The organism is Sulfurospirillum sp. SCADC, assembly GCF_000743525.1.
GTDB lineage: Bacteria > Campylobacterota > Campylobacteria > Campylobacterales > Sulfurospirillaceae > Sulfurospirillum.
This window is the reverse complement of record NZ_JQGK01000010.1, coordinates 91,159-103,436: the sequence shown is the minus strand read 5'-3', so window position 1 is coordinate 103,436 and position 12,278 is coordinate 91,159. Positions and strand designations below refer to the sequence as shown.

At 39.6% G+C, this 12,278-nt stretch carries 13 protein-coding genes and 1 tRNA gene; 2 read left to right on the top strand and 12 right to left on the bottom strand.

The genetic code is table 11. From position 1 onward, the window contains the following. Positions 1 to 95: 95 nt before the first annotated feature. The 12 genes from JU57_RS07965 to JU57_RS07915 form a co-directional block, all read right to left on the bottom strand. Positions 96 to 326, bottom strand: coding sequence for a hypothetical protein (locus JU57_RS07965; RefSeq protein ID WP_037959313.1), 231 nt, complete (start codon positions 324 to 326; stop codon positions 96 to 98). Positions 327 to 617: 291 nt separating this feature from the next. Continuing rightward, positions 618 to 1,859: a tyrosine-type recombinase/integrase gene (locus JU57_RS07960; RefSeq protein ID WP_037959310.1), complete on the bottom strand. Its 1,242-nt coding sequence runs from the start codon at positions 1,857 to 1,859 to the stop codon at positions 618 to 620. Positions 1,860 to 2,078: 219 nt separating this feature from the next. Continuing rightward, a tRNA-Ser gene (locus tag JU57_RS07955) sits at positions 2,079 to 2,168 on the bottom strand. Positions 2,169 to 2,245: 77 nt separating this feature from the next. Further along, on the bottom strand, positions 2,246 to 2,389 hold the full coding sequence (locus tag JU57_RS14080; RefSeq protein ID WP_294876677.1) for a hypothetical protein: 144 nt from the start codon (positions 2,387 to 2,389) through the stop codon (positions 2,246 to 2,248). Between the two features lie 44 nt (positions 2,390 to 2,433). Continuing rightward, entirely contained in the window at positions 2,434 to 3,906 is a 1,473-nt protein-coding gene (locus tag JU57_RS07950) for an AsmA family protein (protein WP_037959308.1), read from the bottom strand. A 16-nt stretch (positions 3,907 to 3,922) separates the two neighbouring features. Beyond that, the gene (gene pyrF, locus JU57_RS07945; protein WP_037959304.1) at positions 3,923 to 4,606 is read right to left on the bottom strand and encodes an orotidine-5'-phosphate decarboxylase; all 684 of its coding nucleotides are present in this window, start codon (positions 4,604 to 4,606) and stop codon (positions 3,923 to 3,925) included. Continuing rightward, positions 4,606 to 5,013 (bottom strand): transcription antitermination factor NusB, encoded by a 408-nt coding sequence (gene nusB, locus JU57_RS07940; RefSeq protein ID WP_037959302.1) that lies wholly within the window; start codon positions 5,011 to 5,013, stop codon positions 4,606 to 4,608. Before nusB ends, pyrF begins: the two co-directional genes overlap by 1 nt. 9 nt (positions 5,014 to 5,022) lie before the next feature. After that, positions 5,023 to 5,487: a 6,7-dimethyl-8-ribityllumazine synthase gene (gene ribH, locus JU57_RS07935; RefSeq protein ID WP_025345531.1), complete on the bottom strand. Its 465-nt coding sequence runs from the start codon at positions 5,485 to 5,487 to the stop codon at positions 5,023 to 5,025. 72 nt (positions 5,488 to 5,559) lie between these two features. After that, positions 5,560 to 6,168, bottom strand: a complete 609-nt coding sequence (locus tag JU57_RS07930) for a GPR1/FUN34/YaaH family transporter (RefSeq protein ID WP_037959353.1) — start codon at positions 6,166 to 6,168, stop codon at positions 5,560 to 5,562. Between the two features lie 68 nt (positions 6,169 to 6,236). Beyond that, positions 6,237 to 8,327 (bottom strand): 5-histidylcysteine sulfoxide synthase, encoded by a 2,091-nt coding sequence (ovoA, locus tag JU57_RS07925; RefSeq protein WP_037959299.1) that lies wholly within the window; start codon positions 8,325 to 8,327, stop codon positions 6,237 to 6,239. Position 8,328: 1 nt separating this feature from the next. Then, complete coding sequence (gene kdsA / locus JU57_RS07920; protein ID WP_037959297.1) at positions 8,329 to 9,129, bottom strand: 3-deoxy-8-phosphooctulonate synthase; 801 nt, start codon at positions 9,127 to 9,129, stop codon at positions 8,329 to 8,331. Then, positions 9,126 to 10,019: a DMT family transporter gene (locus tag JU57_RS07915; RefSeq protein ID WP_294876667.1), complete on the bottom strand. Its 894-nt coding sequence runs from the start codon at positions 10,017 to 10,019 to the stop codon at positions 9,126 to 9,128. The genes kdsA and JU57_RS07915 overlap by 4 nt, the downstream gene beginning before the upstream one ends. A gap of 275 nt (positions 10,020 to 10,294) precedes the next feature. Between JU57_RS07915 and der the strand changes: the two genes are divergently transcribed. Together der and JU57_RS07905 are read left to right on the top strand one after the other, a co-directional pair. Next, a complete protein-coding gene (der, locus tag JU57_RS07910; protein ID WP_037959294.1) occupies positions 10,295 to 11,749 on the top strand; it encodes a ribosome biogenesis GTPase Der in 1,455 nt (484 codons plus the stop codon). Continuing rightward, complete coding sequence (locus tag JU57_RS07905) at positions 11,739 to 12,275, top strand: shikimate kinase (protein ID WP_294876685.1); 537 nt, start codon at positions 11,739 to 11,741, stop codon at positions 12,273 to 12,275. The genes der and JU57_RS07905 overlap by 11 nt, the downstream gene beginning before the upstream one ends. Positions 12,276 to 12,278: the final 3 nt, after the last annotated feature.

Here is a 12,278-nt window from a genome sequence, read left to right as displayed (position 1 = left end):
GGAAACTTTGAGTGAAATTTACAGTGAAATGTAAAAAAGTCAGGTTAATGGCATAAGGTGTTATGTTTTTTACTTATATTTTGAACCTTTTTAAGCTATTTAAATGCAAGTGCTTCTCTTTTTGCCTTTTCTAGTTCTATTTTTTTCAAAAAATAGTAATGTTTTTTCTTACAACTTTCATTACAGTATTTTTTTTGAGTTGGGCCATTGATTTCTTTATGACACCATCTGCATGATTTTGTATTTTTTTGAACTTCTTCTTCTGTTTGTTTTGGTTTTGTTTTTTTGAATAACTTTTCAAAAAACTTTTTTAGTATTTTTAGCATTTTTCATCCTTTCCTTTTTTCCCTTTTTCCTTTTTTCACACATAAAAAGGAAAAAAGATACAGGGAAAATGTCAATATTTTTTCCCTTTTTTTAATTGTAGATTGATTTTGAAAAAAACTTAAAATATTTTCTTTTTTTGAATAATTTTTTTGAATGAAGTATGTTTTTGGCTTTTTTAGTTTTTAATGTAGAGTATTTTAATAAGGATTGGTATCATGGGAATTTGAGTTTACTTTTAATCTTTAGTGGGCCCCACAAAGTGTGGGGCTTATGTCATACAGGTATATGTTTTAGTAATCAAATGTGATTTGATTGATACAATCTACCAACTTTTCAACATTCATTTTTCCCCTATTGTACACCATGTGTGTGACATCTTTTGAGAGAGAGTGACCCATCAAGTATTTTTTGATTTTATCCTCTGCATTGGTGCTTAGTTCAAGTTCTTGTGAAAAGTTTTTTCTCAAAGAGTGGAAAGTTTTAAAATCACTATTTACAATACTTTTTAATCTTCTATTAACCCTTTTTCCTATGTTCCTTGCTCCATGATTTTCATTGCCTTCAAAGAATAGATATATGCCTCTATTTCTTTTAATTTGCTCATTTATGGTGCTTTGTAGGTTTTTGTGAATTGGAATGATTCTGGTGTGCTTTTTTGTTGTTTTATCTTGCAAATTGATATGTATTAAATTGTCTTGTATATCCTCTTTTTTGATACTTAGCACTTCTTCAATTCTTAGTCCTGCATATAATGCCACTTTACACATATTAAGATAATCTTGCTCTATATTGCTTTTAAAGATTAGTTCTAGTTCTTGTGTAGTGTATTCCTCTTTGGGGGTTTCTTGTTGTTCTTGTAAGGGTTTTATGTTGCTTAATGGGTTGTCTTGAATTATTTCCTCATAGAGCAAATAATCAAAAAAACTTTTAAAATTGCTCATGTGGTTGTTTATTGTTTTTGTATTTAGTGTTTCACATGGTTCTTTTTTTTGTAATTTTAAGACTTCCTCAAAAGTGCTTTTGTAGTATTTTTCATGTTTAAAAAAATCTTTGGGTAGTAGTTGTAATTTTTGTTGTATTTCCTTGAAAAAAGCAAAATTAAAAATAGTGCTTTTTGTTGTGAAATATTCCAAATATCTATATGTTGCTGCATAAGCTTTTAGTGAGCTTTTGCTTATTTTTTCATGTTTTTCTTTGTGTTGTAGGTATTTTTCAAACTGTGTATCTAAATCAAAATGGCTAACCTTTGGTGGTGTTGGTGTTTGTATGTGTTGTAGATTTTTTACAATTTCTAATATTTGATTGTCTTTGTTTTGCTCTAATTCTTTAATTTTTTGTTCTATTTCTATTTCTTCCTTAAAAAGTTCCTTGTAGTACTCTTCTTTGTCTTGGGAATCTAATTGTGGCATTTGAGCATGCTGAGCATCTAACTCTTTTAATTGCTCTTTTGTGTATATAATTTGGGCTTCTTGTTGTGTGATTGCTTGTTTTTTTAGTATTTTTTCAATGATTTTTTCTTCTTGCTTTTTCATTGTTAAACTTCTTAAAATCTTATTTCTCAGTATTATACAATACTCTAAGTCACTTGATTTTAAAGATATTTTTGTTGGTATATTATTTATTCTTTTGGAAAAATAATAAACATTGTTTCTCTTGAAAAGATATTTTTGTTGGACACTTGTTGGACACTTTGACTTTTTTAATGAGTCATTGTAATCAAAAAGCTGTATTTGTGAGGGTTTTGGGGTTTCTGGCGGACAGAGAGGGATTTGAACCCTCGGTCAGGTTACCCCGACGCATCCTTAGCAGGGATGTGGTTTCAGCCGCTCACCCATCTGTCCATGTAAAAAGTAGAGTGCAAGTATATCAAAAGTATCTAATAAACGGCTTAAGAGCGCTTTCTTAAGCCGTTTATCGCTTAGATATAGGCGGCATCTTGTGATTTTAAAAGCTTTTCGAGCAATTTTTGAAGTTTTTGCACGCTGGCTTGATCTGTTTTTTTCGCCTCTTCAATTTTGTTTTTCAGCATAACAACAAGCTCTACACCTTCAATTAAATGCATTGGGTACTCCTTTTAGATCTGTATTTGATCTAAAAAAGCAAAATTTATTCCCCTAAAGGCGTTGTTGTTAGCGCAGGATGCTTAACAACTCCTTCATAAAAAGCCGTACAGTTCTCATCATGTTTTTTGGGTGTGATGGGTGCTGTTTTAGACTTCGTTGATAAAGAGAGTACCACATTGCTAAGTGCTGTTATGGATGCTTCATCAATTTTTACAGAAGGTTTGGCAAAAGATCCACTCATTTTTTGCTCAAACGTTGCGCATCCCCTTTCATCTAAAAGTGCTGCTTTAAGGTCTATAAATTTTTCATCAACCATATTGATAGCCCCTTTCATTGCAATACGATTTGTTGCGCTGCTTAGTGCCACGTCGCTGAGTTGTATTTCAGAATAGCCTATGTCAATTTTGGTATTGATCTCTTTTAAAAGCGTATTGCCTCCTTTAAAAGCGCCTGTTGTTCCAGCGATAAGATTGCCAAGTGAAAACCCTTTTGAACGCTGAGTTGGATCAAGCATTAACGCGATTTTATCGACGTCATAGCCTTTAAGCGTCACGTCTGTCCCATACAGTTGAACAAATCCATTGAGAGTACTCTTAAAGGTGTGCGAATCACCTACAAAGAAAGAGAGCTTAAGATCGCCGTTCGCACTCCCTTCAAGCAATTCTTGATTGAGTAGCTCACGAGAGAGACTCGCCAACTTTAATCCAACAATCTTACTCTTAACCGAAATTTTAGGCTGTTTACCACTTAAATCAAATTTACCACTTCCGTGTAGAGGTGTGTCAAAGAGTGTACAGTGAAGGTTTTCACTTACAGCAATGGCATCTTTTATCTCAAAAGACATTGATACATCTTTGAGACTATAACGACCGTATTGAATCTTATCAATATGCGTCTCCGCCGTAAAAAAGAGTGCTTGAAGACGATGTTTTAATGGTTCGTAATTAATGTGATTGATGTCTAAATCAATTTTTTCAAACACAAGCTGCGTGTTCTTGTTCGCATCAATATACACAATATTGGCATTGCTAAATTTAATTTTTTTAACATGAACAAGAGGAAAACCATCGTCCTCTTGTTCAAGCGTTGCATTTTCGTCGTTAGCTTTTTTATCACTATTCGTTGCTATAAAAGGCAACTCATAGTTAAACATGCCCCCTTGTGTCTTTTCGATCATCAAGCTGAGACTATCAATGGCAATATGTCTTACTTTAAACTCTTTTTTCAACAAAGCGGAGAGATCAAGTGCCACATCAAAACTTCCTAGTTTTGCAAAAGGAGCCTCTGGATGATACGATGGATTGGTGATTTCAACATCAAAAATACTTACACCTGCAGGAGAAAGTGAAGGTGTGATGTCACCACGAATCATCACGTCATAGCCTGTACTCTCTTTAATCGCTTTTTGAATGCGAGGTTTGTATTCGTTAAAATCAATAACTTTGATCAGCAGAAAAAAAGCAACGATACTAAAGGCAAAAAACAACACGATACTTAACAATATCTTCTGAAACATTCTTCCCTCTTAGTGTCTAAATATTTTCAATAATTTTCTTTACGATGCCCAGCGGATCATTGCTATGGTAGATCGGTCGACCGACTACAATAAAATCAGACTGCTGTGCTTTCGCCATTTCCAAATCAGCGACTCTCTCTTGATCATTGCTATTCTCACCAAAAGGACGAATACCTGGGGTGAGCGTTAAAAAGAACGACGTCGTTTGCGCTTTAATCGCTAAGCTTTCATAAACAGAGCAGACCACTCCATGCAAACCACTCTCGTACGCATCTTTAGCAAAATCAACCGCTTTTTGTGCAATAGGCGCATGGTAAATGGCTTCAAACGAGGCGTTATCAAAACTGGTCAAGGCTGTGACGGCTAAAACGATCGGTGGATTTGGCAATGTATTGACGCGCTCCATGACCATACGCATCGCTTTAACGCCACTAGAAGCATGAACGTTGAACATATCCACACCAAGAGCAACCATCGACTCTGCGGCGTCTGCCATCGTGTTGGGAATGTCATGAATTTTAAGGTCTAAAAAAATCTTGAAATTCGGGTTGATCGCTTTGATCTCATGAAGAAGTGCTTCGCCATCTCGAATAAAAGAGCGAAGCCCCACTTTAAGCCATACATCTTCACTTTTAAGCTTTTGAATCAGTGCGATATTTTCAGCACGATTGGGTAAATCAAGTGCAACGCACACCTTCATTATTGGCTCTCTCCATCTTTAGAAATCGCGTCTAAAACACCGTTGATAAACTTAGGACTTGTCTCGTTGCACAGTTTTTTTGCAAGCTCTATCGCTTCGTTGATAATGACCGCGTTATCGAGTTCTGAGTACAAAACTTCATACGCGCCCAGTCTTAAAATGGCACGTTCAAGCGTTCCAATTTCACTCAGATTCCACTCTTTGAGATGAAGATTAATCGCTTCATCAATGATGGCTAAATGCTCTTTGACGCCATGGTACAAACCAAGGGCAAACTCTTTTTGCTGATTTCGAATCTTTTTTTCTTCAAAAAGTTCGTCTATAAATTTTTCAATGCCAGAATTTCCAATATCTTCTGCGTATAAAAGGGTGATAATACTCTCTCGTGCTTGATGTCGTGTTGCCAAAGCGTTTCCTTATAGGTGTTTGTAAAGGCTAATGAGTTCGATCAAACCTGTCATGGCTTCAAAGCCTTTATTGCCGGCTTTACTGCCCGCACGCTCAATCGCTTGTTCAATATTATCGGTGGTTAAAACACCAAAGGTGACGGGTTTTTGGTACTTTAATGCGGTATTAGCAACGCCTTTGGTTGCTTCTGCTGCAACGTAGTCAAAATGAGGCGTACTGCCACGAATAATCGCACCCACACAACAAACAGCGTCATACTTGCCACTACTTAAGATTTTGTCCAATGCCAAAGGAATTTCATACGCTCCAGGGACTAAAATAAGGTCTAAATTTTTCTCATCGCCGCCATGACGAATAAACGCATCTTTCGCACCCTCAACTAAACGATCGGTGATAATATGGTTAAATCGGCTGTTGATAATCGCCACTTTTTCTTTACCATTTAGGGAGAGTTTTCCTTCAATAATATTCATAAACGTTCCTTTTTTACTTTCTCTCATAATACACTATTTTTCGTTACACTTTGATTAGAAGCGGTTTATAGACTATTTAAAGATGCCTAAAGGCTTACCAATCGGTAAAAATGACTTTCCAAAATGATGATTGAGTAAAATTGCTCCAGAGCCATAAAACGAGAGAAATGCAATGCCAAGTTCTGCATAAGCGGCTAGCGTATGCGCACCATGAAACCAGCCAAAAGTATCACCAATCAGCCCTAAAAAAAGAAGGTCGATCAAAACAAAAATCGCAAGTAAAACCTTGTTGGTCTCTACCGCACCAATGGTCATAAAAAGTGTAAAAATGAGATACCCAACGAACGCAACACCCAGTTGCTTGCCATCGGCTTGAGACGCTAGAACCTCACCCAAAAGTCCCAGTTTAACCATCCACGAAAACGCCACGCCAAACCAAAAAAACGCATACGCACCAAAGGCAGTCGCCCCAAACGTATTATTGTGTTTAAAGTCAAAAAAACAGGCAATAAGCTGAACAAAAGCGCCTAAAAAGATAGCCCAAGGTAAGACGAGCGAAAGACCAAGCGTCAACCCCAATTTTTGCGATGAAGCAACCAGTGTCACCATAGCCAAACCAAAAAGACCTAGTGGCGTTGGGTCGGCAACAATAGTTTTAATGCGTTGAATATCTTGCGTCACGATACCTCTCCCTTTATTTAAAATAAAGAGAGAATTGTAGTCTAACATTCTAATAATCGCGTGACAATTTACTTTTTCTTCCACACGCTTACATGTAAAGATTTAACAACCTCTTTTCGCGCACTTTCATGGGTACTCAAGCGCATCTCCACAGGCGTTACATGTAAATCAAAAAAGGGCGATAAATGCTCATTTAAAGCGTCAAATGTACTGTATTTTTCGCCATTTTTCTTAATGCCACCAAGCCATTTAGCACGAGGTGTTTTGGCTTCATCCCAATCGTAGCTGCTTGCAATGACCAAAAATCCCTGAGGGTTCAAACGCTCTTTGATCTTCTCCAAAAAAAGCGCAGGATCGTACAAGGTATCGAGTATGTCATTGGCTAAAATGAGGTCGTAACCATCAAAATACGGTTTCATATTGTGCGGATCGGCTTGCCAAAATTCTACTTTTTGAATCTTTGGAACAATGTCAAAATCACTCAGATTTTTCTCGATAAAAAGAGCGAGTTCACCCTCTTCTTTTAAAGCATATTTGAGTTTGCCACTCTCTTTAAAATTGGTTGCAAGTCTGACAACGCGTGCCGTGAATTCAATGCCATGAACCATTGCAAAATGACGCGCAAGTGCAAAGGTTCCCCGACCCACTCCACAGCCAATTTCAAGGGCTTTGTCTTTGTTTCCACCAAGCGCGATGCAAAACTGAGCCATTGCTTCGTAGTAGTTGTTCTCTTTGTCTCCAAAATGAGCATCACAGATTTTTGAGAGTGCAAAATCTGTCTCGTAAAAAACCGAATGCGTTTCCACAGGCTCGTTGGATTCGACATAGCGAAAACCCGCATGTTGGTAAAAGTGACGACGAAAGGCGTAACGTGAAGCTCTTATAATCTCATTGCCCGTGCTGATCCACGAACCGCCTTTGATGATGTTGTGTCTGTCATCAAACGTCGGGACAGAAAAATCATCGTAAAGAGGATGAACAGCGAAGCCATCAAACCCATTCATCGGCGTCTCACTCCATTGCCATACATTGCCGATCACATCGTAAAAATCGCCAAAGGCAAAGGTATCTACGGGCACACTTGAGGCAAAATATTCTAGGTTGATATTCGCAGGTGCTTTATCCCAAAACGGCTCTTCAACCTTTACATGTAAATCACGTAAAACATACCACTCTTCCTCGATTGGAAGGCGAATAGACTTACTTTCTTTCGCACTTTTCCAATTGCAAAACGCTTTGGCTTCAAGGTAGTTAATCTCCACTGGCCAACTCCACGGCATGGCGATCTCTTCCGCCATTAAACGAAGTTTATAACCTGCATCATCTTTGCGCCAAAACAGAGGCATCGTGGCATTTTTATACGTTTTCCACTTCCACCCTTCTTCATTCCAGAAAGCTTCATTTTCATAACCATTGTCTTCGATAAAGCCCAAGAACTCAGCATTTGAGACAAGGAATTTCGACGCTTTAAAGTCCTTGACCTCTTTTACATGTAAACCGTATTCGTTATCCCAACCGTACAGCGCATCGTCTTTTTTCTTCTCTAAACGAAGGGTTGTTCCCTTTACATGTAAAAGCGAATTTTCCACAACAGGCGTATCTAGCGGACAGACTTTCCAAAAGTCGTTTGGTACAACATGTTCAAGGGGTAATTGACGAATCAACACTGATGACGTCTCAAGATGAATCCTCTCATGCTCAATCCCCATCAAAATCGCCCAAAACGGGCTTTCCCACGAAATAGGCATGGAAAGTGGCAACGTGTCAATGAGTTCTAAGATTTTAGCTTTGACCTGCTCTCGATACGCCCTAATTTCAGCAATGCGAGGCCATGTGTAGTGCGCTTGGTTCAGATCATCCCAACTCATCTCATCCACACCAATCGCAAAAATCGACTCGAATGTCGGATTAATACGTTTATCAATTAATTTGGCAAGCACGAGTTTATTGATAAAAAAGGTCGCCGTATGACCAAAATAAAAGACAAGCGGATGACGCAATGGGTCAGCCGTAAGGTAATAACTCTCATCATCGCTCATTAGTTCAAAGAGCTTCTCATACACCGTGTAGGTTTTGAGAAAATACTCCTTGATTTCTTGCCTTTTTTGCTCGCTTGTTCCTTGATTAAGGAGGATGTTGCGCGTTGGGATCAGTTGCATCTTATGCCTTTAAACTCTCTTGAATCGCCTTAATATCTTTAATCGCCAAAGCCAAATCATCAAGATCTAGCATATTAGGTCCATCGCACAGCGCTTCGCACGGATTAAAATGGGTTTCAAAAAAGAAACCATCCACGCCAACCGCTGCGGCAGAACGTGAAAGCGGACGGACAAACTCACGTTTTCCACCACTTTTACCCCCTTCAGCTCCTGGCATTTGCACCGAATGGGTTGCATCAAAAATGACAGGAGCAAACTCACGCATGATGCCAAAACTACGCGCATCAACGACTAAATTGCCGTATCCAAACGTACTGCCACGCTCTGTCAGCCACACGCCTGCTTTTTTAGCGGCTTCATAACCCTCTTCTTTCACACCTCTGGTATCAAGCACTTTCTTGACCGAATAGCGCATATCCGCAGGATTTAGAAACTGCCCTTTTTTAACATTGACCACGCATTTGGTCTGTGCGGCGGCGACTAAAAGGTCAGTCTGACGACACAAAAATGCAGGGATTTGAAGCACATCAACGACTTCGCCCACGGGCTTAGCTTGAGTATAGTCGTGAATATCGGTTAAGAGTTTGTAGCCAAACTGCGTTCTCACCTCATCCAAAAGTTTCAACCCCTCGTCCATTCCAGGACCCCTGAAACTATCGATACTCGTACGATTGGCTTTATCAAAACTGCTTTTAAAGTAAAAATCAATGGTTGGATCTTCGTGATACCCTACTAATTTTTCCGCAACCCTAAACAGGTTGTCTCTACTTTCAATGACACATGGTCCTGCGATTAAAATCACTCTTTCTCCTTTGCTACGATGATTCCGCTTAAAACGACTAAGAGTATACCAAATAGTCCAATAATATCAGGTAAACCATCTCCTAAAATCATGCCGATAATCAGCGAAAAGAAGATAATCGAATACCCAGCAGCTCCTACAATTCCCGCTTTCGTGGTCGCAAACGCCTTGGTCATATAGACTTGCCCAATGGCACCTGAAAAGCCCATTAACACAATATAAAGCCACTCTATTCCTACAGGCGCAATGAACGTTCCTAACATAAAATCAAACATCGGTGTGTGAAAATACTCACTTAACACCATAAAAAGTGCAGGGAAAAACGTTCCCGTTGAGACAAAGGCTAAGACAATGATGCGCGTGTCATACACGCGGTTCAGTTCTCGCACACTCGTATACGCAAGAGCGGCTCCAAGACCGCTAAACAGTCCAAAAAGATCGGTTTTAGAGAACATCAAACCGTTGGGCTTCATCACACACACAATGCCAATAAAGCCGATAAAAACCGCCACCCATCCTTTCCAACCGATTTTTTCTTTCAAAAAGAAAAACGCCAAAATAGCGGTGAAAATAGGTGCGGTCCTGGAAAACGTGATCGCATCGGCGAGAGGAATATGAGCGATATTGTAGAAGAAAACCAACATGGAAGCAAACCCAATGAGGGCTCGAAAAAGGAGTAACCAAGGCTTTCCACCCACTTGCCTGATGGGAAGCTTGATGATACTCAGTGCCACAATACACATGGTAATGCCATTGCGAAAAAAGACCACTTCCACTGAATCCATACTTTGGCTGAGTACCTTCGCAAAAGCACCATCAAACGCAAAACTAAACGAGGAGATCAGCATAAACAAAACACCTTTGTTTATACCGCCAATAAACTGTCTCAAACTAACTCCGATCGATCCTAAGTGTGTTATCTTAATCAATTCTGTGTTAAAATCCGTTGATTTTTCGATCTTGATGAGGGAGCGTAGATGAATCTTCAGCCATGATTGGACGACACTTTACATGTAAACTAAAATGCCAATTTTAAAATCATGGAGATCATCGCACGTAACGGTGCACCGTTCGCCTTCCCTTCTTAGACGCTCTATGTCGAGAGTTTACCAAAATAACAGCAAACACAGGATATAATCAAGTCAATTATGTACTAAAGGTTACTATGAAAAAAATTGCCATTATCGGGCTGCCCAATGTGGGAAAAAGCTCTTTATTTAACCGTATCGCGAAACAACGCATCGCGATTACGTCTGATTTTAGCGGAACAACGCGCGACATCAAATCGCATCAAGTCTATATCACCGAAAAACCATGCCTTCTTTTAGACACAGGCGGACTTGATAAATCCACAGAACTCTTTGAAAATGTCCATACTATGTCGATGGAAGCCTCTAAGAAAGCCGACATTATCATCATGGTTGTTGATGGCAAAATGCGACCCAGTGATGAAGAGAGAAAAATCTTTTACTCCCTTCAAGCGCGTAAAAAACCGATCGCTTTGGTCATCAATAAAATTGACAATGACAAAGAGATGGAGCGTGCGTGGGAGTTTGACGAATTTGGAGCCGAATGTGTTTTCCCCATCTCTGTTTCACACAACCGTGGCGTGAGTGCCCTTTTGGAGTGGATCGGCGAGCTTCTTCCCTCAGTTGAAGGCGCTATCCCACCTCCTAGCGAAGCAGAAGAGGAGAGCGAAGAGGATGCTTTTGATGACGAGGATGAATACTGGGACAATGAAGGCGTCGTTGACGATGAAGAAGAGCCTCTGCTTGAAGCAATCCAAGAAGAGGTTGAGACCAATCAAATCAATATCGCAATCATCGGACGTGTCAATGTCGGTAAAAGCTCGTTGCTTAACGCCCTTGTTGGAAAACAACGAGCCGTCGTAAGCAGTGTGGCAGGAACAACCATTGACCCTGTGGATGAGAGCATCGAATATGAAGATAAAATCCTCAACTTTGTCGATACCGCAGGACTGCGTCGTCGTGGAAAAATCGAAGGCATTGAAAAATTTGCCCTGATGCGCACCAAAGAGATGTTGGAGCGTGCGAACATTGCCCTGCTTGTTTTAGATACAAGTGAGCCTTTTTTAGAGCTCGATGAGCGCATCGCAGGCCTTGTCGAAGAGAACCATTTGGCATGTATCATCGTGCTCAATAAATGGGACAATCCCCTCGCCGATTTTGAAAAAATCACCGCCGAAGTCAGAGACCGTTTTAAGTTTCTCTCTTACGCGCCCTTAATCACCGTTTCCGCCAAAAGTAAACAACGTGTTGCAAAAATCAAAGATATGATTTTATCGGTCTATGCAAATTATTCACAGCATATCCCAACGCGTCAACTCAATGAGGTCATCAAAAATGCAACGATTCGGCATCAGATACCTAGTGATCACTCCAAAATCGTTAAAATTTACTTTGCAACCCAATACCTCACCAAACCACCGCGCATCGCTTTGGTCATGAATAAACCACGATCCTTGCACTTTAGCTACAAACGCTACCTTGCCAACAAATTGCGTGAGAATTTCAATCTAGAAGGCTCTCCTATTTTGCTTTACCCACGAGCTAAAGGTGAGCGAGATAACGAACAGGAAAATAGCGGTGCTGAATCTTAAAAATAAAAATGTCGTTTTGATTGGCTTTATGGGTGTGGGCAAAGGTACCATTTCCAGAGCGCTGATCAAAAAAACCAAACGTTTTGGGCTGGATACCGATGATTTGATTGAGAGTATGGAAAACCGAAAAATCAAGACTATTTTTGATACAGATGGCGAAGCATACTTTAGGAAACTGGAGAAAAAAACGGCTAAATGGCTGGAGAAAAATGTCAAAAATGCCATTATCTCAACCGGTGGCGGTTTTTTCAAGGTCGATAATTTAGATGACATTGGAACGATTATCTACCTTCGCTCTTCGTTTGATGGCATTCTCAAACGCCTTCGTGAACATGAAAATGCCGATCTTAAGCTGGCAAAACGCCCTTTATTGAGTGATGAAGCTAAAGCCAGAGCGCTCTTTAAAGATCGCTCATCGTTGTACGAAGATAAAGCGGACATCATCATCGATGTGGAAGAGCGAACCATTGAAGCGATTGTCAAAGAGATCATTGCAGTACTAAAGTTAAAAACAGAAAAAGAGTAGGAC

Bases quoted from the DNA above. Each gene is read 5' to 3' on its own strand.
- JU57_RS07965 (WP_037959313.1), bottom strand. From the start codon at position 326: ATGCTAAAAATACTAAAAAAGTTTTTTGAAAAGTTATTCAAAAAAACA.
- JU57_RS07960 (WP_037959310.1), bottom strand. From the start codon at position 1,859: ATGAAAAAGCAAGAAGAAAAAATCATTGAAAAAATACTAAAAAAACAA.
- JU57_RS14080 (WP_294876677.1), bottom strand. From the start codon at position 2,389: ATGCATTTAATTGAAGGTGTAGAGCTTGTTGTTATGCTGAAAAACAAA.
- JU57_RS07950 (WP_037959308.1), bottom strand. From the start codon at position 3,906: ATGTTTCAGAAGATATTGTTAAGTATCGTGTTGTTTTTTGCCTTTAGT.
- pyrF (WP_037959304.1), bottom strand. From the start codon at position 4,606: ATGAAGGTGTGCGTTGCACTTGATTTACCCAATCGTGCTGAAAATATC.
- ribH (WP_025345531.1), bottom strand. From the start codon at position 5,487: ATGAATATTATTGAAGGAAAACTCTCCCTAAATGGTAAAGAAAAAGTG.
- ovoA (WP_037959299.1), bottom strand. From the start codon at position 8,327: ATGCAACTGATCCCAACGCGCAACATCCTCCTTAATCAAGGAACAAGC.
- der (WP_037959294.1), top strand. From the start codon at position 10,295: ATGAAAAAAATTGCCATTATCGGGCTGCCCAATGTGGGAAAAAGCTCT.